Genomic DNA, 21,556 nt, shown 5'->3' with positions numbered 1-21,556 from the left:
GCAGGGGCTTACCAATTTCATAGATCGCCTTTGTTTTTTTCCCAGCCCTCAAGGTGACGCAGCAGAGTTGTGAGCGTGAGTTCGTAGCCAGGAAAGTCGGTTGGATTGATTGACCTACACCTTTCGGTGGCGATGTTTAGTCCGACGAACGTTTCAATCGTATCCCTGCTGAACATGTACTGCACTTTGCCCACTAGATCGCCGAGGACGTGGCTGGTCCCACTGCTCATCAGGCCTGCGGCCATGATCGTGAATGCCTGATCTGTAACGATGGCACCCTGGAGCCACCGGCGTGGCTCATCAACCGATCCGGAGTAGTTCTTCCATCGATAAAGCAGCGAAGCCAGGTCTGGCTCCAACAACAGAGAGTTATTGTCTGCTGCTCGACTCCGAACCAACTGCAACCAGATAGCCTTCATCGCATCGACTGTCGGAACATCAAGCGTAGGCTTGAAGTCAGCCTTGTCTTTATGATCTGCAGGGTCACTGAGATGAATGAGCATCGCGGCCACGGACAAAGCTTTGGTCTCCCGAAAAGCTTCGACTGCCAGACTACCGCGCTTGCCCTCGGGTATGGCCCTCAAAAACCATGATATCGCCCTCCATGCTCGAACCCATGGCGAGCTAAATGGATCACCGTCATCGCCTGCGAATTTCTGTGCGATGGTAAATAATCCTGGAAGCAGCACTGCAGAATTCTCGACCGGCAGCCGATTGACCGATTCGTCGATCCTCGCCACAAGTGCAGGGAGCAGCCCATCGTTTTCGATTGCTGCGATCGAGGCGGTCAGTTGCTCTTCCGTCAGTGCTGCATCGATAAACTGAGTGAAGCGGCGCTCTGAAATTTCACCAAGTGCGGTCTGCAGCTCGAAATACCGGGGGAAGAATCGAGAACTGCACACTTGCTTCGCTTCAGACCATTGCTGTTGAAAACCATGGTCGTAACGGGGACCACCCATTGCCCACTCGACCGGAGGGAACAGCAGCTTTATGGTTTCCTTGGCTAGCTCGCGGCAGTCTTCTGGCACTGTGTTGAGTAGATCCTCAATAGCAGCTTTCGCCGCCGGCCTTTGGCCGTCTCCCCGGTGCCGACTGCCCTGTAGCAACAGAGATTTTTCCATAAAAATCGTTTCGTGCAGATCCGGCTCGAAAACCCGAAGTGTTTCCAAAACTAGAAAATCCACGATATTCACTTCGAGCAAATCACCGGACGCATGCAGCGGTAAATGGACCGCAACGGAGGAGACCAATCGATGGGCATCCCGCATGTTCCGAAGCCGAGGTTGAATGGAGCCAATCAATGCATTGCCCCAGCGGGTCTGATCAAAACCGTTTTTCTCTGTGGCGTAGGAGCTCGCCAATTGCGATAAATTTTCAGTGAAAATCCTATGAACCATGTGTGTTGGCACCATGGGAAGATCGAAGCTCGCTTGGACGATTTTCTCTAGGAAGGCTCGACCATCCCCGTCTGCGACTGGGCCCAGTGCGCTCTCAACGATGCTCGGCTGAAATAGCAAAACGAAAACGATGTTGGGCAGGTTCGCATTGGCTTTAACTTGGCGAAGCAGAACTCGAATCTGGGCTTGTTCAAGCCTATCTATGTCGTCGACAAACACGATTAGCGGCCGTTTTAATTCGCGGAGTCGCTCCTCCAAGGATCTGCGAACTTGATCAAGTGATTCGTTGCTACGCTCCCGGCCGAGGTGACTTAACCAGCGGCCGAGCAGTGAGACGGCAATAGCTATCCCAGCCAGAACACCAGCGACCGTCGCTGCCAAGGGTAGGCCGAAGCCTATGGAGGAGGCAAAGGAAATCAAAGATGCATTCGTGAGTATCGTCGTAATCTTTTGCTGCGACCCTCCGACCTCTTTGAGCGGTCCACTTGCGCCCGAAAGTATCGCGCCGTACTTCCGAAGGGTCGCGGCGCGCTTTAGCGCTTCCTGGGAGTTTTCACCGCCCAGTTTGTCTGCGATCTGACCAAAAAGTGCTCGGCTGATGGCGTTTCCATCACCCCACTGCCAAGGGTTGAAATCCAGCCAATTGGAGTGCTTGTCTCTGTCCTCAAGCTGCTCAATAACTAGGTGTTTGAGTGAGGATTTGCCAAAGCCCCAGCCGCCACGGATCGCAAAAACCCGCCCTTCACGAGGACTAAGCTCCGACAGCACTTCAGCGATGCGATATGCATACCCTACTCTGCGCAAACGATCTTCGCCCTTATTACGGATAGGAGCTTCTGTACCTATTTCCATCGGCGGAGGTGCAAGAGGGGCTGCGCTCGTTGTCTCTCCTAGGTTGGCAAGCCAAAGCCTCACTGCGTTCCAAAGGTCTTTCATATTCCTGAGCTCCAATCCTGTTCCTTAACTTTTCAATGCAAAGCAACTTATTGCGGGGCCTCCAGCGCATGAACAGCAACAATCACACCACTGATACTCGTTGCCAGAATTCTTGGTGTGTGAGTCCGGTGACCGGATATTAATCAACCTTTCGCCATTAACAACGGCAGCGTCATGACACGAACGCTCATAGGCACGACCTGGAAGGATCTTGGCCAGGGCATCTTACCGACTCGGCAGAGTAATCAGCTAACTTGATCTTAGCCAACGGGGACGCCGCGATTGAGGTCTACGGCGAGGCTGGCAATAACTCTCAACTGGCCGATTTCAGACTTTAGCAACGGGCTCCAATTGGCCGTTACTTGCCTGTCGCAAAGGGCGGCAACTGGGCTAGAGTGTGTAAAAACGCTTCGCCAAAATTGACGCGTGCGCACCTACGTTAAATCTGAAATTCATCGGCACGTCAGCAGATGTGGAATTTGCGTAGAAGCGCGATTCCCAGTCCGGTTTTGAGTGCCTGTCGCGCTTAAAAACGTTTTACACAGCATCGGCCTATAGATGCCATGGTTCGGCGAACACATATCAACGATTACACACTGAAGACCTCACGGCCAACTCCAGAATTTATTCGCACCGCAAGAAAAAGTACTAAGTCTGCTTTTTTTTCGATCCGTAACCTTTGTCCTGTCTCAATCACGAACAGGACTACTACTGATGACCACCAAGACTCGACCTCCGAAGCGAGCTCTTCCTCCCTTCAGCCATAACGACACCGCCCCGACAACATCGACCTCTACCCTGCCTTACGCACCAGTCGCACACGTCGGCAATGTCAAACCGCTCCGTGCCGAATCTGTAGCACCGCCTCTGTTCGACCCGGCTACAACCCTGATTCGTATCAATGACGTGGTCGCAATTGTCGGACTGGCCCGGCCAACGATTTACAAGCTGATGAGCCAGCCTGAGAGCGACTTTCCCCTCCCGGTAAAGCTGAGTGACAGCACTGCACGCGGCGCGCCTGTTGCCTGGGTTTTGGGTGAAGTTCAGGAGTGGGTACGGACGCGCATCGCCGCTCGCGGGAGAACAGCAGCATGACGCCGATATTTCTCCCACATACCGCTTTAGATCGCATCCATGAGTTGGGCCCGGCGGCACCTTTCGGGAAGCGACTTAGCCACCTTCAGACGTTGCGCGACCAAGCCATGGAGCGCGGGGCCCATGTAGTGCTGTTGATCTGGCCAACGTTTGATTGGGGAATGCTGGCGATTGACGTTCCGGCTGACGTGCATATCAACGATGCGAGGCAGCTCATTCCCAATGTGATGGCTAACCCTGAGCTCTTCGAGCAAATGCACCGCAAAGCTGCCGCTGGCAAGCATTTGACCTGGCTCAAGCTTGAGCACCCGCCTGCCGTCGTCCACTAATAAAAACGCCCCGGCTGCAACCGGAGGCGTTTAGAGGTGAAGCAATATGTGCGTCCAATTTAAGCTCACAACAGCAATTAAACAACCTTTGCGTACTCAATCCGGTCTTGCGCAACGAGAAATGCTGCGCTATCGTCATAGTGTCGCTGCAAAATCAGCGAACGGGTGTGGAAGCCCGAATTACACAAAGGCGCACAAGCGCCACCGTTCGAATGCAGGCGCTTTTTTTGTGCCCGCTGCTTCGTTTTATGGTGGCTGTGCACAGGGCGCTTCCGAGCGCGCCGGGTTCCTTTGTGTCCGGTCTTCCACACCTGTGCATGGCCGCCTCCTATCATGTGGAAGTGATGTTGGCGGTTCCTCACACAAAGGAGCCGTACCTATGAAGCATTTGCACGCCCTCAATCCGCCTTCAATTCAGCAACACATCGCCTCATTAAAAGCCCGCGCCATTTCCGCGCTACACGCTGACTCATCTCTATCTGTTCGCCTCGCCCGTTACAACGAAGCCATGCGTCGAGCTCGCGCCTTGGAAGCCAAAGGGGGTGCGCAATGAATCCGCACCTCAAAACAATCCAAGACTGCGAATCAGAACTTACTGGTGCCAGTGACGCGCTGGCCATTTTGACCGGACTCTTTTCAGCGATTTCAAAACTCGATCAAGTCAACGCAGCAGCAGTTGCCCGAGCCGGACGTTACATCGCCGAAGACTGGGCGAATATGCTTGACGTTGATGCTGAGCAACTGCGTGCTGAAGCCTCCGCTCTCAACGGCGAGGTGCAATCATGAGTTCGCTTTTAGCTGTTACCACTCGCCAAGAACTTTTCTGCCAACTGCCTACAGGCCCTTTGCTCTCAGTCAATGAAGGCGTGTCGGTCACTGATGCCCTTGAGCATGCGTCCTGCATTCTTGCCTGTGTAGATAGCCTCAGCGCATCCATCGGCGATGGCAACGCGCAGCCAGTGGATGCATACGCCATTCAGTACCTGAACGAATTGGCCAAGGGTTTGATTGATGCCTGCGTGTCCGGCACGCTTCGCAAGGAGGCCAGCCAATGACTACCTCTAAAAAGCGCCCAAGCTTCGCCGAGGTAAAGGCGGCGGCATTACGCTCAATTGATCGCGTGTTAGCGCACTGGTTGCCCGGTGGTAAGCGCGTAGACAACAACCGGGAGTACACCGCGCCAAACCCGCTGCGCGCTGATAAGCATGCAGGCTCTTTCAAGGTTAACCTGGCCAAAGGTACATGGTCGGACTTCGCCACTGGTGACAAAGGCGGCGACTTGATTGACCTGGTGCGCTACCTCGACGGCGTCACGTATATCGAAGCCTGTAACAAGCTGGCTGACTTCCTGAATGTCACCGCTGGCAGTGAACCTGCACCTGCTGCAAAGCAAGCTAAAACGCCCGAGTGGATGCCAGTTCAGCCCATACCTGATGAAGCGATGAGCAAGTGTCCACACAAGCATCGCCAGCACGGTAAACCGTCAAAGGTATGGGTCTATAAAGACGCTCAATCCCGCCCGCTGTTTGTGCTGTATCGCTTCGACCTTGGGCCGGATGAAAACGGCACACCGCGCAAGGTGTTCGCGCCTTTGACCTGGTGCAAAAAGGCCGACAGCGACGTACACCAATGGCGTTGGCAGGGCTTGCCTGAACCCCGTCCGTTACTGCGCCTCGATGAACTGGCCAAGCGCCCTTCTGACCCTGTTGTGGTGTGTGAAGGCGAGAAGGCTGCCGACTCCGCAGCAGAGTTGTTACCGCACTACGTTGCCACCTGCTGGCCGAACGGCACGAACTCTTGGCACAAGGCCGACTTTACCCCGCTTGCTGGGCGTGAAGTGTTGTTGTGGCCTGACAATGATGCACCGGGCTTCAAGTGCATAGATGCATTGGCTGAGCACCTAATTAAGCTTGGGGCGGCTTCTGTAAACATACTAACGCTGATGGTGTTTCAGCAGCGCCCCGGCCTTAAAGGTGATAAACCGACCTTCTCAAAAGGTGGTGATTGGGCCGAAGGCAATGATGCTGCTGATGCAGTAGCCAGCGGTTGGACCGTTGCGCATTTGGCAGAGCTTGAACGCACCGGGGAGCTCTTCGCCTTGGCGCCTGATACGCAAGGTGTTGTGCCTGTTGATGCTGGTGAAAAGCACGAAGCCAAAACACCTGCCAACAATCGAAAAGCCCCGCGAAAGCCAAAGCCAGAAACCTTGCCAAGTGGCTTTCGTGTCACAGCAGACGGTGTGGTTTATGCCGGTGAAGATGGCGAGTCACGCCCGGTGTGTTCTCGCTTAGTTATCCTTGCCAGAACCCGAGACAACAAGGGCCAGAACTGGGGTTTACTGGTTGAGTTTGACGATCCTGACGGCGACAAAAAACGCCTGAACATTTCAGCCAGCAGCATGGCTGGTGACTTTGGTAAGGAGGTACTCGGGCCACTGGTCAACATGGGCCTGCGACTCGCTCCTGCTCGCGCCGCTCGTAATTCGCGCAATGACTTGCAGAGTTATTTGCAAGGCTATGACAGTGCTGAGCGGGCCCGCTTAGTCACGCGCTTAGGCTGGCATGGTGATGCGTATCTACTGCCAGACCGACAGATCGGCCACAGCAACGAACACCTGCATTTTTATGAGGCAGGTGCCGCGTTACCACCGATTAGCCAAGCGGGCACGCTGGAACAATGGCAGCAGCAGATTGGTGCGTTGTGTATTGGGAATCACCGCCTCGCCTTTGCAGCCAGCACAGCGTTTGCAGGGCCACTGTTGCACCTGATGGGGCAAGAGTCAGGCGGCTTTCACTTTCATGGTGTCAGCTCCAGCGGCAAGAGCACCACAGGGCGTGTAGCCTGCTCGGTGTATGGCCCGCCCGCCTTCGAGCGCTCTTGGAGATCCACTGATAATGGCATGGAGGTTATTGCATCTGCGCACTCTGATGGTCTGTTGGTGCTCGATGAGATCAGCCAGTGCGACCCGCGCATTGTTGGCGAAACGGTGTACATGCTTGGCAACGGCACCGGTAAGGCTCGCGCCAATGACCGTGGCCAGTCAGGCAAGCCGGTGCAGGAATGGCGGCTGCTGTTTGTGTCGAGCGGTGAAAAGACCTTAGCCGAAACAATGGCTGAAGCTGGTCGGGAACTCAAAGCCGGTATGGATGTACGCATGCTCGCCATGCACGCGGATGCAGGCCAAGGCTTTGGGTTGTTCGACACACTGCATAACTTTGAAAGTGGTGCGGCGCTTTCGGACGCTCTGCAGGCGAGGGTTAAACGGTTCTACGGCACACCCTTGTTAGCCTTTCTCAATGCGCTGTGTATGCCCGGTGAGCTACTGGGTTACACCGCGATGCTGCGCAGCACCGTTGAACGCTTTGCCACAGAAGCTTTGCCCGCCAGTTCCAGCGGACAGGCTCACCGGGCAGCCGGTCGCTTCGCACTGGTAGCCGCGGCTGGCGAGTTGGCCACCGCATTAGGGGTAACGGATTGGCCCGACGGCACAGCGATAGCTTCAGCCAAGGTGTGCTTTGCCGCGTGGCTCGCTGAGCGTGGCGGTGCTGGCAACTTGGAAGGTGACGCTATAGTCGCACGCCTGCGCCTGGTTGTTGAGCGCTACGGCGAAAGCCGCTTTACCCGATGGGATGGTGTTGCTGCAAAGACGGATGATCACGCACCGCGCACTACTGACCGCTTGGGGTTTCGACGCACGCTCGATCACAGCTACGGCGATGCGCTGTACACCACAGTTACTTATTACTTCCTATCGACGGCATGGCGTGACGATGTGTTTAAGGGCATGAACCTGCGCACCGTCAACCGGGAGCTGATCGCCCGAGGCATTTTGCAGCCTGACCCAAAGGGAAAGGCCGCTCAGGTTGTAACCATGCCGGGTATGTCCAGCGTGCGCGCCTATGTGGTGGCAGCAGCCGCGCTTCTCTCTGACAAGCATGAAGCCTTAAACGCCGAGGTTGCCTAGCGGCTTGGCTCACACAGGAGAGCAGCCGGCGCCTTCGGGCCTGGCCAGCCCATGGATATACCAACCCTACTTTTGTTATCGAATTGGAGTAACACCATGAAAGACCTTAACGCTATGCAGCAAACCCGCACTGCCCTTCTCGCTGAGCAAGAAGAGCTGAATGCGCAATTGCCCGAATTGCTGGAGATAGAACGCACCGCGCCAAAGGATTGGAATTATCTTGGCCACGCGGTTTCCACACCCGAAGGCGACGTAGCAACTCAAAACCGAATGGATGTATCGGGTCGCGTAGATAGCATTACCAGTGCGGTTAAGCGTCTCGATCAAGATATCGCCTATCTCGAATTGCTGGAGGCGACGGAGCAGAACATCGCTCAAGCCAAAGGTAAAAAGCAGGAGGCGCATGAACGTGTGGAGCGCATCCTCGCCAGCACTCAGCGTATTACCGAAACGCTTGCGCAAATTCACAGCGATGAAGAACTGGCGGATGAACAAGCACGCTTGGCTGAGCAGGAAGCAGCTGAGCTAATGGCCAAGGCCACGGCCAGTGGTGATAGCAAAGCCAGCAAGGCGGCTCAAATCAAAATGGATGAGGCCATTAAGGAGGCTCACTCAGCAACAAAAAAACGCGAGCATAACCAGCCAATCATTCGCGCTCTGGAGTCGGAGTCCACTGCCTTAGAGGAACTGCTGGCGACAGCACGCAAGGAAGAGAGCGATGCGAGGAGCGCTGAGCGCTCAGCCATGCGTACAAAGCTGGGCGCTCAATGGGATGAGGCAACAGCTGCCTTAAAAGCCATCGGCGTGGAGCTGGTGACACAAGACGTCCGCTACCCGCTGACTCGATTGCACATCCCAACCTTCGCACCTGGTAATGTCTCCATTACACATGACGACCTTCTTAAGATCGCTAGAAGTAAAACGGCGTGAGAAGCCAGAGCACGATTGGCAACGGCAAACAACTAAGCGGCGGCTTTAGTAAGTCTGCAGGTTTGGTTGTGTATTACATTGCGGCGGCGTGGGAGCACATCCACGAGAAGCGCGGGATCATCCAACCACTGGGTAATGCAGAACGTGCCAGTTGGGCTGTACATGTACTCGGTCATCACTACCCTGAGCGCACATACGAAACGATGAAGATGTACGCTCAGGAGGGTGTAACCACCCAGCAGATGGAGGCACTCGAAGTACCTGTAGTGGACGACCTAGGGAAGCTTGAGGTTGCCCATAACCTAGGGCTGGATTGGTACGTGTAACCCAACGCAACCGCTAAAAACTCAACCGCTGGTGTAAGTCGCCAGCGGTTTTTTATTGCCCATATGGATACCCAACGCATTACACCTTTGGTGTATTTTTACATTGGTGTATGGGCCTCTAAGCAATTGTGTAATATCGCTACAAGCCCCGTGGTTATTGACCTGTAGCGATTCTATTACACTTTATACACCACTTACACCAGATTTTAGAGGGATACGGTTACGCACTCCCCATCGCCCCGTTGGAGTGAGGGCGATCAGCGGAGGATATCTCGTCGCCGTGGAATAGTCAGATGGGTCTGTGGTTGGGTATCAGTAGAACAAATGCACCGGGGGCCCCTAGAGAGATATTCGAGTTAAGGGTAATTCGAACCGTGTTTCTGAGTTAGTGGCTGGGTCTGAAAGTTAGTGAACTGGTTAACTGGGTTAACCCGGTTAACTCCATCATCAAACCTTGAGGTACACACACTCGAATCGGTGTATCGAATGCCCCTACCCTCAGATCATCTGATGGGCTCAACTCAATGGCTGAAGCCGTGAAAGGAACACCGACAGTACCCATCTGGTAATTACCTTAAATAACCAAAAACCACCGCAGCAGCCAGCGCCGTGTATGCCTGCTTGTATGCCTAACTCAAACTAAAAATTAAATACTGTTTAAATACAGACACTTACCATTCCAGTTCAAGTGACTGCGTACCACCAAACAAAACAAGGGTTTACCGAAAGGTAAGCCCTTTTTTGTGTGCGCGAAATAAGTGACTACATCGCGCTCCCCCTCCTCTTGTGGTTAACTCCCTGGGCAACCCTACCTACCCGGTAACCAACGCATATTGCTAGCTTTAGTCAATGCCGGTTAATCCAGGAATTGATACATTTCCCGCGTAACAAAGTACTTATCGCCAACAGATCAGGGACAGAGAAGCCACATGGAAGCGATCGCCGACAAAATCCGTTACTTCCGAAAAACGTTTCGCCCGCCAGTCTTTTACGCACTTTCCTCTTTAGCGTTATGGCTATCTATTGGACTGGCAGGCGTTATTTTGGGGTTATTGTTCTTCGATCTGTACCTGCGCGTAACTCAAAGCACGTATCTACTCGGTACGAGCGACCAAGCATGGCTGCTGGTTTACGAAGTGCCTATGATGTTCGGCCTTCTGCAGGTCTATTTCCAAGGCGCTGAACGTCGGTATCGCTTGCTTCATCCCCTAGCCACACGGGTGCACTTCAGGACACCGCACGTCACCTTAGCCAAAGAAAAGCATGCCCATCTACGTAATACCTTCGCTCATGAGGGTGATTTGCGTGCTTTGGCCAAGCATCTTATTGAAGAATGGGAGTGGCGACGAGAACTCAAGATCAGGGCACAGGAGCCTTTGATACTCCGCGCCAAAGGCTTCTTCAAACTACCATCACCTAGTAACTTCGCCGCCTACCTCACAGGCTTTATAGCTATCGTAGCCGCTATCGTTATCGCGACCCTTTCCAGAGAAACGATTTTTGCAGACCTAGAGCAGTTTCTAATAGATACATGGGACCTGATCGTTCAACTATGGCTCTCTATCGTGCTGCCATTCGCCGTTTGCGTACTGCCGGGCGCAGTCATTCTCGTTGGCGTAAAGCAGATCGGTGAGGCACTACTAGAGTGGATGGACGACCAGTTCCTGAGTGATATTGCTTTCTACCGTTTCATCTCAGAATTGCTGGAATTGCACGATAGGGGGGAGCGTCTTCTGTTGCGTAATACGAGAGCTTGGGCATATTGGACAATCCGACTCAGCATGGCGCCACTTGAGGAAGTCCCAAACGTATGGCGTCGCATCCGACGGGCCAGAGCTTTGGCAAGGCGTAACGGCAGATCTGGACGCCCAGCCTTGTAGCGACAAAGCTACGATACAGGGGTCTCGGGTTAATTGAGTCAGACCACGTATAAATCAAAATCTCGCACCACCGTGGCCTGCCCCATATTACTTCTAGGTACTGACGATGCCCCCCGATTACAGACGGTAAAAATTGACCTAAGTGAAGTGGCAAGCCCTGACGAACTTGATTGTGTCTTCAGGGACGCGCTCGGATTTCCTGAGTGATACGGCCGTAATTGGGATGCGTTCTGGGACGCAATTTCGAGACGGGTTGAAATCACCGTGCTCCTGAGGATTTCAGGGTGGAATATGCTATCCCAGCGCTTTCCAACGGAGGCAGATTTCATGTAAAAGTGCCTAGCCACCATGAAAGTCGAGTACCCGTCACTCGTGCCAGATGTGAAGCAGCCGCTTAGGATGTGATAGCTGAAGCGGAAATCCCCGTAATTATGCGGGGCTTCCTCATACAGTGGATTCAATGCCCACTACCGAACAACAAGCCAAACAATAATTACCGCAGCCACAATAATGACCGCAGCTAATCCAACGCTAACCGATTCGCTTTGAGGCTCTTTGGAACGGTCGACTGAATATAACTTGGATGCTGAAATCCCTGTGCCCCGTATACCACCAGTAACGCGAGTTCCTTTTTTGCTCACGTTAGCAGTAATGCCCTTGCCGCCAATGGACGTACTTACGCCACTCTTACTAACGTTCAGGCGCACGCCAGGAGCCACCTTGAAACTCTTCCGAATTCTAATTGCCATGTGTCACCCGCCAGTCATCTGCCAGAAAATATCCATATAACACCGAATAGATGCTAGACGCTCACAATAGATATCGCTACCAAGGCTGATTGATGCGCGCTCACGATGACCACGGACGATAAAAAAGATTGATCAAATATTGTCCAACATCAGTGCAGCAGCCAGCACTGTGTATCCCTTTAAAAAATAACAAACATAAAAGCTTTATTAATCAATACAATACACATCCAGTTCAATTGACTGCGCACACCAAACAAAACAAGGGTTTACCGAAAGGTAAGCCCTTTTTTGTGTGCGCAAGTGACTACAGCGTGGCTACCCTCCCTGATTTTCTTCCTCAGCCAGACCAAGCTCATTCTGAAGCTTCAGCAATTGTAGCTTTGCTATCTCAAGCTGAACCCTCTGCGTCTGATCTATGACTTTTTGGAGCCCGTGCTCCCAAACATAAAAGCCATAGACGGAAATAAAAATCGCGCCTCCAAGCAACTTAAACGGGGACGTTAAACGAGGACAGATTTATTTTTGTGATTAGAGCTCAATCAATTCGACGGGAAGCAGTGCTATAGGCCTTGCTTCTTTCGCGCTTGCCAACGGTAATAACTGTGACAACCAGCAGTTGATCTACCACGTCATAAACAAGTCGATAGCCAGCGGCACGTAGCTTAATCTTGTAGCAGTTGGGCATATCCCTGAGTTTGTCAGCCTCAACCCTGGGATTAACCAGGCGCTCCTTGAGCTTTTTAGCAAACTGCAGGCGGATAGTGCTGTCCAGCTTCCCCCACTCTTTCAGCGCCTTGGCGTTGAACTCTAGGCTGTACTCAGTGTTCTCCGGCGCCGCCGGCTTCTGCGATGAGGTCATCAATCTCTACTCGGACAGTAGGCTCCCCGCGCCGCTCACGCACGATTTCAGCCAGTCGCAGATCATCAATCAACTCCAGCATTGCTTCATAACGTGCAGGAGGCACGGCATAGAAGGCAGGTTCGTTTCGATTGAGGATCACAACTGTTTCACCGGCACCCTCGCGGATGGTACCCATAGGATCTTTTTTAAGGTCTGTCACCGACGCAGCAACGTCAGCTAGTACCGCGTATGTCATAGCCATATCCACCTGTTCTTCGCTATTCGCGTTATCTATCTGAGCTATCTTTAGTGGCCAAGCCTCAAGCCTCACTGGGCTAATCTCGGCTTTTTTCTCTTTTGGGCCTAGCTATCGTATTTAGGACTTTTCTTCATGAGGTCATTTGTGAGAACACGGGGTTAAGCCATCACAGACTAGCACCATTTAAAGCACCATTAAAGACACCTCTTACAGATCTCCATAGGCACCACACCAAGTAACAACTCCCTCCATCGGCGCAAACGTGGGGTGTCCCATTCCGAGCAGCAGATTAAGCTTAGTGATACAGAGTAACTAACAAGGCGGGCTGAAAGGCCCGTATTTAGGGTGCATGAGCAGCACCCAAGGGAAGTGACGCATTTTCAAATTCTAGGGGCCGGGGTCCAAGTCCCTGCGGAGCCACCAAACAAATCAAGGGTTTACCGAAAGGTAAGCCTTTTTTGTGTGCGCGTGCTCAATCAATCCTACGAGAAGCAGTGCTATAAGCCTTGCACCCTTGGCGTTTGCCAACGGTACTAGCGCTCAGCGCTTTGGGGCCTCTATCTTTATGCATACCTTTGTGTGCGGTTAAATGCCTTACCGACACTGCCTCTCACAGGGAATACCGTCTCTGTCGCCATCGATATTAGGGTTACCGCACTGGGTCAGTTGATAGCGGGCTTCAGCGCAATTCATTTGGCTGCAATATTTAAGCGGGTTGCAGCTATAGCCGCTACTGGATGATTTAACTTGCGAGAAGGATGCCTGCTGCGTAGGCACTGCTAGTGTTGAGTTTTTAGAAACAGAACCTGCTTGCTGGGTATCACGCCATAGCCATGGGGCTACTTGATCAGATACTGCTAGCGCCCACAAACCACGTTGAAGGTTCTTGGCTTCAGCCTCTAAAACCAGCAACGACTTATCCTTGAGGTTCTCCGGGTAAACCCAGGCAGCACCTGAGCGGACTTGCTCAGCATTTACATCAACGCCGTCTACTCTTTTGACCCGAGCAACAGAGCGGCCCGAGCTGTCTGTGTCTTGTACATCCAGCCTAACCATCTCACTGGAGATGAGTCGAAATAGTGATTGTTTGGAATTGTTGCCATAGGGCTGACTGACCTCAGGGGCATCAATCTCGGCCAGCCGGACGTTTATCAGCTCATCCTCATCCGTGTAACAGGTGAAGGTATCACCATCGCTGACATCGATGACTTTGCAGTTACCTGCAAACGCGAGCGTAGGCGAAATGATCACGGCAAGAAGAAGGTGGCGAATCATATGCAGTTCCATGCGCTGTTGGAAAATGCGAGCGGGTAATCACTTCCGCAAGCAAGCGGCATAGTATGCCCGCTGACTGAGCATTGCGCCTCAGCCTCAAACGAGGCCAGTAGACGTTTTTGAGAAATAGTTACTCAAACGGATACAAACTCAAGCCTTAACCTTCAGCGGCTCTACTTCCTGCCTAATCAGTTCACCATTAGCCGCCAGGGTTGCGGCGAGTGAATAACCGGCCTGCAAGTTCATCCAGAATTGCGCTGAGGTATTGAAGTAACGTCCAAGGCGAATAGCCGTATCTGCGCTTATGCCTCGCCGCTCCCGGACTATTTCATTAACCGTTGCTGCAGAGACATGCAGAGCACGCGCCAGCACTGCGGGTGATAGCTCAAATGGCTCTAGAAACTCTTCACGAAGTATTTCGCCAGGATGTACTGCGCGCATGCCGTGAGTTGCCATGATTAGTCGATCACCTCAACATTCATCGGGCCGGCCTCAGTCCACTCGAAACAAATCCGCGACTGGTGGTTGATCCTGATGCTGTATTGACCCGCCCGCCTGCCATGCATCACCTCAAGCCGGTTCCGAGGAGGAGATCTTAGGTCTCTGAGTTCGGCAGCAGCCTGCAGCATAGATAATTTGCGGGTCGCGACACTGCCGATATTTTTCCAACGGCGTGAGCCGCCAGCTTCATAAAGCGCTCGTGTGTCGGCACATCGAAAATTCAGAATCACAATTTAATTATTAGCGTTAAGGGTCATAAACATACCGTGCCCTGCTATTCGTATCTGTGTAAAAGAACACCTGCTCCAATGACCTAGATTACGTCGCAAGACATCAGAAGAGACTGCGCTCAGTTTGAGCCATCGGCTGCACAACGAACCGAGTACTCATTGCGGGCCGAGGATAGTCCTCATCGCGTAACGGCAATAACCAACAAAAGTCTGGGACCGCTTGAGGGTTGATGTCCTTATGACCGATAAGCGACTACGAACCCTGACACCATTAGCCAGCACAGACTAACGCCCTTGCTGCTTAGAAGGGTGAAGGTGGGAACAAGGATCATCTAAGCAGCCTCTGAAAAACTACTGCGCTAGGTATTACTGGGGCAGCCATTGCTGCGGCTCCAAAGGGGTGAGCTATGCGAATCAAATGCTCATTTAGGACAACTAAAGTCGAGCGCGACCCCGGTCGTTTTTTCGCATTTCTTTGCCTTGTACGCCCGTCGCTCGCCACCTTTTTCAGAGGCTCCCTAACGCTGAGAAATGCATTCCCAAAGCGTTCAGCATAAGCGGCTTGAACTCCAACTGTATTGCGCACTGGAACTAGTCGGTGGTTTCAAATTAACGCCCACACCACTGCCCTTCACAGGCAATGCCATCATGATCGCCGTCCATTTTTGTGCCCGGGCAATTTCTGAGGAAGTAAGTGGCCTCGTCGCAAGAGCGCATTTGCGAGCAGTAGGTTCGCCCATCACAGCTGTATGTGGGCGCTGAAGCCGATTTAGACGTAGATATAGAGGTCGAAGTTGATTGACTACGCAATGGCTGGATAGTCACTGGGGTGCTCAAAATGCTGCCATCTGCGCCAATGTTAGTGATCACCGGGCTGTCGGATGGCTTCAGGTAAAAATGCCACACCGCAAAGCCTAGAGCGACAATGATGAGTAGCTTTTTCAATCTCACATCCTTATTTCCGGCTTGATGCCCACTGAGTCGACACAGGCAAATATTAAGTCGTCAATGGCTGCCGGTATACGCCTGAGCCTATCTGGCCTGGTGAGAGGCAACTGGCTGGGTTGACGACTGCGCAGTTGAAGCCTGAGCAACGCTCAAAACACCAGAAACTACTCGGCGATCGGCTGACCGATACAGCGATCAAAGATACGTCCCAACCCAGCGTAATCACATACCACAGCATCAATATTGGCTTGCATCCACTCTCCTTCCTGCACGCTCCACCAATCGATCTCGTAACCGGCATTAATAACTATATGCTCGAATAGGATTCGCTGGGCTCTACCGTTGCCTTCGCGGAAGGGATGAATCACATTCAGGTCCCCAAATAGTTCTGCTACGGCCAGAACTAACTGGTCACGCTCAAGCGATTCAAACCAGTTGGCCTTGGCCAAACTACAGAAGTATTTTTGAGCCTCGGCCTCGATTCGAGCCATGTTGCAAAAGTGCGTGTCGCCTTTTGAAATATCAACTGTTCTCAACTCGCCAGCCCAAGCATATAGGTCTGAAAAAAGGGTGAGATGGATTTTTCGCAGATAGGCGAGATCGTAAGGGGGTAAGTCGAATTCAATTTCGCTTGCGGCTACTTCAGACAATGCCCGTTCGGCTTCATTTAGGTCATCATCATTCATGATGTTAAGAAGGTTCCTAACAACGTTCGTACCGGGGTAGCAATAGGGGTCTTGCCCGGTGCCATACTTATCAAGCATTAAGCGGGCTTGTTACGATACGCACGTAAAACGGATTCACGGGTTGGAAGCTTACGCTCAGCGTCTGCCTGAGTTACCTGGAAGCCTTCCAAGCGAAGACTGGCAACATAGTTAGACTGGCGAGCCTTAGCAAAGTAAGCCTTCTTGGCCTGAAGGGACGCAGCGGACATAGATAACCCCTTTTGTTGCGTACTCAATGATTATACCGAATAACTGCAAAATTATCCGCCGTGAAACTCTGCCACAGCCATATCCCAGTGGCTTATGGAACGTTTAGGAACAACGCACTTTGCACCCACTTCAAAACCTGAGTTACGTGGCCGACATGCTGTGATTCAAGCGATCAATAAAGCGAGCCCCCCAAGTTTACGTCTCTACCTACAACCATAAAAACCATGACTTACCTATGAACGACCCCTTTTCCGTGCGCCTGTCATTACAGTGTGGCCATTTCGTTGATCACTCTTAAAACCAGATGTGCGCAAGATCGCAATCTTCATTCCAACCTACACTCGCAGGCAACTCAATCTAGTGCCTCGTTGCTCTCATCAAATACCCATTGGCGAACCATCTACCAGCAAAACTCGTAACATTTGCCGATTCAAATCAATGTAATGCGCGTTTGCGTGGCGGTAACTCTGCGGTTGAGTGTCGCACCTGTCGCAGCACGATTGAGGCATCAATACACGGCTACAGGCCAGTAAAGATAGGGGCCTAACGGTTTTCAACCTGCAACAACAGCAGCCTGATCACAGCCTCGAACATGCTTTGGCGGGGATTTGTAACTTGAAGTTGCCTCTGTAATAACTTGTAATGTATCGGCTATTTTTCATCCACTCCTGTGAATTACCTCACGGACCGGTCGAAAGATTTCACCACGCGCAGGTATTGCACGTAGTGGCTGAACGTCCGCTTGGCTAGCGCCATTAAGCGGTCCTCACTTCAAAGGATTGTCTGCAGCAAGCCCCTTTCGGGGTTAAAGCATACGCTGACTAACAATATTCCAAACAGCGCACAGCTCGGTTTCGCCTCGCGAGAACTGGACGGGACAGGCTCGTCTCGATTTCTGGTGGCGGCTGGCTATTGCGCAAAAAACGTCCGACAGCAAGCACCGTCAGGACTGTATCGGCAACGACACCTCGGTAAGAGAAGGCTGAGGTGCCGGGGTCAATTCATCCATTAAGGCCGCAAGATGAAAACTGAGCTGTACCTTGGATACCTGAAACGACTGTCGTGGCTACCCCTGCTGATGCTGGGTGGCTGCAATATGACCTTGCTCGACCCCAAGGGTCAGGTCGGCGTCGATGAGAAATCACTGATTATTACAGCGACGTTGCTGATGCTGATTGTGGTGATCCCGGTCATTGTCATGACGTTAGCTTTCGCGTGGAAATACCGCGCATCGAACACCAAGGCGACCTATAAGCCGAACTGGTCCCACTCCACGCCGATTGAGCTGGTGGTGTGGCTCGTGCCCTGCGCGATTATTGCCGCGCTCGGTTATATCACTTGGACCAGCACCCATGATCTGGACCCGTACCGCCCATTGGATTCAGACGTTAAGCCGATCGTGATCCAGGCTGTTTCGCTGGACTGGAAGTGGCTGTTCATCTACCCGGAGCAAGGTATCGCCACGGTTAACGAGATCGCCTTTCCTACCGACACGCCGGTGAATTTCAAGATTACCTCGCAAAACGCGATGAACTCCTTCTTCATCCCGCAGTTGGGCAGCCAGATCTATTCCATGGCAGGCATGCAAACCAAGCTGCACTTGATCGCCAACCATGAAGGCAATTTCGACGGTCTGTCCGCGAACTTCAGCGGTGACGGCTTCTCCGGCATGAAATTCCACGCCATTGCCACCTCGAACCAAGGCTTTGACGATTGGGTTGCCAAGGTCAAAGCAGCGCCGACCAAACTGGATCAGAGCAACTACCCGGAGCTGGTTAAGCCCAGCGAAAACGATCCGGCGCAGTACTTCTCCTCTGTTAGCCCGACGCTCTACAACTCAATCCTCATGCAATACATGCACGGCCCATCCAAGCCGCAGTCTGGTGCTGAGGCCAAAGCTGACATGCCCGAAATGAAAGACATGCACATGCCCATGAACGCGAGTATCGAGGAGTAATCACTGATGTTTGGCTTGTTAACGCTTGACGCAGTGCCGCTGGACGTTCCCATCGTCATGGGTACCCTGGCTGTCGTCGCCCTGATGGGCCTGGCCGTCGTGGCCGCGCTGACCTATTACCGTAAGTGGTCCTACCTGTGGACCGAGTGGCTGACGTCGGTTGACCACAAAAAAATCGGCGTGATGTACATCTTCGTCGCCATGATCATGCTGCTGCGGGGTTTCGCTGACGCCATCATGATGCGCGGCCAGTTGGCCGTGGCGGAAGGTGCCAATCACGGCTTCCTGCCCCCTGAACACTATGACCAGATCTTCACCGCTCACGGTGTGATCATGATCATCTTCATGGCCATGCCTTTCATGGTCGGCTTGATGAACATTGCCGTGCCGTTGCAGATTGGCGCACGCGATGTGGCCTTCCCGTTCCTCAACTCCCTGAGTTTCTGGCTGTTTGTCGCCGGTGCGATTCTGGTGAACGTGTCCTTGGGAGTTGGTGAGTTCGCCCGTACGGGCTGGGTGGCTTATCCGCCGCTATCTGAGCTGGGATACAGTCCGGGGGTGGGTGTCGACTACTACATCTGGGCCTTGCAGTTATCTGGTTTGGGGACCCTGTTAACTGGGGTCAACTTCCTGGTCACCGTGTTGAAAATGCGTACCCCTGGCATGAAGCTGATGCAGATGCCGATCTTCACCTGGACCTGCACATTCACCAACATCCTAATTGTCGCGTCATTCCCGATCCTCACCGCAACCTTGGCGCTGCTGAGTCTTGACCGTTACCTGGACATGCACTTCTTCACCAATGAGTTGGGCGGCAACGCCATGATGTACATCAACCTGTTCTGGGCCTGGGGCCATCCAGAGGTGTATATCCTGATCTTGCCGGCATTCGGTGTGTTCTCGGAAGTGATCTCGACCTTCACCGGCAAGCGCTTGTTCGGCTACACCTCGATGGTCTGGGCCACTGCGGCAATCACCATCCTTGGCTTCGTAGTCTGGCTTCACCACTTCTTCACCATGGGTTCGGGGGCTGACGTTAACGCCTTCTTCGGCGTGGCCACCATGATCATCTCCATCCCAACCGGGGTGAAGCTGTTCAACTGGTTGTTCACTATTTTCCGCGGTCGCCTGCACTTTACGACGCCGGTACTTTGGACCTTGGGCTTTATGGTGACCTTCACCATCGGCGGCATGACCGGCGTACTGCTGGCCGTACCCGGTGCCGACTATGTGTTGCACAACAGCCTGTTCCTGATCGCCCACTTCCACAACACCATCATTGGTGGTGCGGTGTTCGGTTATCTGGCCGGTTTCAGCTTCTGGTTCCCTAAAGCCTTCGGCTTCAAGCTCGATGAGCGCTTAGGCAAGTGCGCTTTCTGGTGCTGGATTACCGGTTTCTTCGTGGCATTCATGCCGTTGTATGTACTGGGCTTTATGGGCATGACCCGTCGCCTGAACCACTACGACAACCCACTGTGGCACCCCTACCTGATTGTCGCCTTCTTCGGCGCGGTACTGATCTTCTGCGGCATTGCCTTCCAGATTGCCCAGATCATCGTCAGCCTCAAGAACCGCGATGCGCTGCGTGACCACACTGGCGACCCATGGGGCGGCCGTACCTTGGAATGGTCAACCTCATCGCCACCACCGTTCTACAACTTTGCGGAGCTACCTACTGTGCATGCTGTCGACGCGTTCCACGAGATGAAAGAAAACGACACGGCGTACCTGCGCCCAGCCAGCTACAGCCCGATCCACATGCCGAAGAATACTGCGGCAGGCTTGGTCATTGGCTTAATCGGTGCCGTGTTTGGCTTTGCCATGATCTGGCACATCTGGTGGCTGGCCGGTGCAAGCTTTATCGGCATGATCGCCACCTTCATCGTCCGTAGCTACAACCAAGACGTTGACTACTACGTGCAGCCCGAGGAAATCGAACGCATCGAAAGCCAGCGCTTCCCGAGCCAGGCCAACCATGCAGATGACCGTGCGCGTAGCCTCGCGAAACACGCCCAGCAACTCGCGGAAGAGGTGTAACCCGCATGTCTACGGCAATTCTTGATTCTCAACACGGCGCTGACGCAGCCCACGATCATGATCATGGGCATGATAGCGGCGACATGACGGTATTCGGCTTCTGGCTGTACCTAATGACTGACTGCATCTTGTTCGCCTGCGTGTTTGCGACCTACGCGGTGCTGGTCAACCACACGGCCGGCGGCCCTAGCGGCAAGGACATTTTCGAACTGCCTTACGTGCTGGTCGAAACTGCCCTGCTGTTGGTCAGTAGCTGCACCTATGGCATGGCCATGCTAGCTGCCCACAAAGGCACCAAGCAAAAAACCATCGCCTGGTTGTTCCTGACCTTTCTCTGCGGTCTCGGCTTTATTGGCATGGAGATCAACGAGTTTCATCACCTGATCGTTGAAGGCTTCGGTCCCAACCGCAGTGCATTTCTGTCCTCGTTCTTCACCTTGGTTGGCATGCACGGCTTGCACGTGACTGCTGGCCTGGTGTGGATGGTGGTGATGATGGCGCAGGTTTATACCCGCGGCCTCACGCCTCAGAACACCACTCGCCTGTCGTGCCTGAGCCTGTTCTGGCACTTCCTGGATATCGTCTGGATCTGCGTCTTCACCGTTGTCTATCTGATGGGAGTAGCCCAATGAGCCACGCACAGGCACATAGTCACGCTGGCGAAAGCCACGGCAGCGTGCGTTCCTACGCCATCGGTTTCATCCTTTCGGTGATCCTCACGGTGATACCGTTTGCCATGGTCATGAGTGGCCACTTCTCGCGCAACACAGCACTGACCGCCATGGTCGTGCTGGGCGTGGTGCAGGTGTTGGTGCATCTGGTTTGCTTCCTGCACATGAACACTTCCTCGGAAGGCCGCTGGAACCTGTTGGCCTTCCTGTTCACGATATTGATTATCGTGATGCTGGTAGGGCTGGCAATCTGGATCATGGTCAATGCTGACCAGCTGATGATGCCTTGGATGTGA

General features: G+C 53.2%; 23 protein-coding genes and 1 pseudogene. 14 read left to right on the top strand and 10 right to left on the bottom strand.

Annotated elements, in window-relative coordinates; translation table 11 throughout:
- Positions 1-17: 17 nt before the first annotated feature.
- Entirely contained in the window at positions 18-2,333 is a 2,316-nt protein-coding gene (locus tag ACIGCM_RS20285; protein WP_397503867.1) for a P-loop NTPase fold protein, read from the bottom strand.
- Positions 2,334-3,200: 867 nt separating this feature from the next.
- Here ACIGCM_RS20285 and ACIGCM_RS20280 point away from each other — a divergent pair.
- The 10 genes and pseudogenes from ACIGCM_RS20280 to ACIGCM_RS20235 all read left to right on the top strand — a co-directional run.
- On the top strand, positions 3,201-3,428 hold the full coding sequence (locus ACIGCM_RS20280; protein WP_397504061.1) for a helix-turn-helix transcriptional regulator: 228 nt from the start codon (positions 3,201-3,203) through the stop codon (positions 3,426-3,428).
- Positions 3,425-3,757: a hypothetical protein gene (locus tag ACIGCM_RS20275; RefSeq protein ID WP_397503866.1), complete on the top strand. Its 333-nt coding sequence runs from the start codon at positions 3,425-3,427 to the stop codon at positions 3,755-3,757. The genes ACIGCM_RS20280 and ACIGCM_RS20275 overlap by 4 nt, the downstream gene beginning before the upstream one ends.
- 379 nt (positions 3,758-4,136) lie before the next feature.
- Positions 4,137-4,310, top strand: a complete 174-nt coding sequence (locus tag ACIGCM_RS20270; RefSeq protein ID WP_397504070.1) for a hypothetical protein — start codon at positions 4,137-4,139, stop codon at positions 4,308-4,310.
- Positions 4,307-4,543 carry a hypothetical protein gene (locus tag ACIGCM_RS20265; RefSeq protein WP_397501182.1) on the top strand — a complete coding sequence of 79 codons (237 nt, stop codon included), beginning with the start codon at positions 4,307-4,309 and terminating at the stop codon, positions 4,541-4,543. Before ACIGCM_RS20270 ends, ACIGCM_RS20265 begins: the two co-directional genes overlap by 4 nt.
- Positions 4,540-4,812, top strand: coding sequence for a DUF3077 domain-containing protein (locus ACIGCM_RS20260; RefSeq protein WP_397501181.1), 273 nt, complete (start codon positions 4,540-4,542; stop codon positions 4,810-4,812). Before ACIGCM_RS20265 ends, ACIGCM_RS20260 begins: the two co-directional genes overlap by 4 nt.
- Complete coding sequence (locus ACIGCM_RS20255) at positions 4,809-7,721, top strand: DUF927 domain-containing protein (protein ID WP_397503865.1); 2,913 nt, start codon at positions 4,809-4,811, stop codon at positions 7,719-7,721. Before ACIGCM_RS20260 ends, ACIGCM_RS20255 begins: the two co-directional genes overlap by 4 nt.
- Positions 7,722-7,817: 96 nt before the next feature.
- Positions 7,818-8,651 (top strand): hypothetical protein, encoded by an 834-nt coding sequence (locus ACIGCM_RS20250; protein WP_397503864.1) that lies wholly within the window; start codon positions 7,818-7,820, stop codon positions 8,649-8,651.
- Positions 8,648-8,977 (top strand): hypothetical protein, encoded by a 330-nt coding sequence (locus tag ACIGCM_RS20245; RefSeq protein ID WP_397503863.1) that lies wholly within the window; start codon positions 8,648-8,650, stop codon positions 8,975-8,977. Before ACIGCM_RS20250 ends, ACIGCM_RS20245 begins: the two co-directional genes overlap by 4 nt.
- A gap of 929 nt (positions 8,978-9,906) precedes the next feature.
- Positions 9,907-10,857 (top strand): hypothetical protein, encoded by a 951-nt coding sequence (locus ACIGCM_RS20240; protein ID WP_397503862.1) that lies wholly within the window; start codon positions 9,907-9,909, stop codon positions 10,855-10,857.
- Between the two features lie 219 nt (positions 10,858-11,076).
- Positions 11,077-11,190 (top strand): annotated as a pseudogene (locus ACIGCM_RS20235) (ribonuclease inhibitor); the annotation flags it as partial.
- A 134-nt stretch (positions 11,191-11,324) separates the two neighbouring features.
- Here ACIGCM_RS20235 and ACIGCM_RS20230 read toward each other — a convergent pair.
- The 9 genes from ACIGCM_RS20230 to ACIGCM_RS20190 all read right to left on the bottom strand — a co-directional run bounded on the left by ACIGCM_RS20230 (position 11,325) and on the right by ACIGCM_RS20190 (position 16,594).
- A complete protein-coding gene (locus tag ACIGCM_RS20230; RefSeq protein WP_397503861.1) occupies positions 11,325-11,606 on the bottom strand; it encodes a DUF4236 domain-containing protein in 282 nt (93 codons plus the stop codon).
- 535 nt (positions 11,607-12,141) lie between these two features.
- A complete protein-coding gene (locus tag ACIGCM_RS20225; protein WP_397503860.1) occupies positions 12,142-12,465 on the bottom strand; it encodes a type II toxin-antitoxin system RelE/ParE family toxin in 324 nt (107 codons plus the stop codon).
- Positions 12,425-12,703 carry a type II toxin-antitoxin system Phd/YefM family antitoxin gene (locus tag ACIGCM_RS20220; protein ID WP_397504060.1) on the bottom strand — a complete coding sequence of 93 codons (279 nt, stop codon included), beginning with the start codon at positions 12,701-12,703 and terminating at the stop codon, positions 12,425-12,427. Before ACIGCM_RS20220 ends, ACIGCM_RS20225 begins: the two co-directional genes overlap by 41 nt.
- Before the next feature lie 597 nt (positions 12,704-13,300).
- On the bottom strand, positions 13,301-13,981 hold the full coding sequence (locus ACIGCM_RS20215) for a thermonuclease family protein (protein ID WP_397503859.1): 681 nt from the start codon (positions 13,979-13,981) through the stop codon (positions 13,301-13,303).
- A 150-nt stretch (positions 13,982-14,131) separates the two neighbouring features.
- Entirely contained in the window at positions 14,132-14,437 is a 306-nt protein-coding gene (locus ACIGCM_RS20210) for a HigA family addiction module antitoxin (protein ID WP_397503858.1), read from the bottom strand.
- A 2-nt stretch (positions 14,438-14,439) separates the two neighbouring features.
- Positions 14,440-14,712 (bottom strand): type II toxin-antitoxin system RelE/ParE family toxin, encoded by a 273-nt coding sequence (locus ACIGCM_RS20205; RefSeq protein WP_397503857.1) that lies wholly within the window; start codon positions 14,710-14,712, stop codon positions 14,440-14,442.
- Between the two features lie 609 nt (positions 14,713-15,321).
- Positions 15,322-15,537, bottom strand: a complete 216-nt coding sequence (locus ACIGCM_RS20200; RefSeq protein WP_397504059.1) for an excalibur calcium-binding domain-containing protein — start codon at positions 15,535-15,537, stop codon at positions 15,322-15,324.
- A gap of 287 nt (positions 15,538-15,824) precedes the next feature.
- On the bottom strand, positions 15,825-16,424 hold the full coding sequence (locus ACIGCM_RS20195) for a putative adenosine monophosphate-protein transferase Fic (protein WP_397503856.1): 600 nt from the start codon (positions 16,422-16,424) through the stop codon (positions 15,825-15,827).
- Positions 16,424-16,594 (bottom strand): YhfG family protein, encoded by a 171-nt coding sequence (locus tag ACIGCM_RS20190; RefSeq protein WP_397503855.1) that lies wholly within the window; start codon positions 16,592-16,594, stop codon positions 16,424-16,426. Before ACIGCM_RS20190 ends, ACIGCM_RS20195 begins: the two co-directional genes overlap by 1 nt.
- Before the next feature lie 1,022 nt (positions 16,595-17,616).
- On the opposite strand from ACIGCM_RS20190, the gene cyoA reads away from it, so the two are divergent.
- From cyoA to ACIGCM_RS20170, 4 genes are read left to right on the top strand one after another with little or no spacing between them, the layout of a single operon-like run.
- The gene (gene cyoA / locus ACIGCM_RS20185) at positions 17,617-18,552 is read left to right on the top strand and encodes a ubiquinol oxidase subunit II (RefSeq protein ID WP_397503854.1); all 936 of its coding nucleotides are present in this window, start codon (positions 17,617-17,619) and stop codon (positions 18,550-18,552) included.
- Positions 18,553-18,558: 6 nt separating this feature from the next.
- Positions 18,559-20,589 (top strand): cytochrome o ubiquinol oxidase subunit I, encoded by a 2,031-nt coding sequence (gene cyoB / locus ACIGCM_RS20180; RefSeq protein WP_397503853.1) that lies wholly within the window; start codon positions 18,559-18,561, stop codon positions 20,587-20,589.
- A 5-nt stretch (positions 20,590-20,594) separates the two neighbouring features.
- A complete protein-coding gene (locus ACIGCM_RS20175; RefSeq protein ID WP_397503852.1) occupies positions 20,595-21,221 on the top strand; it encodes a cytochrome o ubiquinol oxidase subunit III in 627 nt (208 codons plus the stop codon).
- A complete protein-coding gene (locus ACIGCM_RS20170; protein WP_397503851.1) occupies positions 21,218-21,556 on the top strand; it encodes a cytochrome o ubiquinol oxidase subunit IV in 339 nt (112 codons plus the stop codon). Before ACIGCM_RS20175 ends, ACIGCM_RS20170 begins: the two co-directional genes overlap by 4 nt.

Origin of the sequence: Pseudomonas sp. NPDC078700 (assembly GCF_044542375.1) — a bacterium.
Taxonomy (GTDB): Bacteria; Pseudomonadota; Gammaproteobacteria; order Pseudomonadales; family Pseudomonadaceae; genus Aquipseudomonas.
This window is presented reverse-complemented; position numbering and strand designations above follow the sequence as displayed.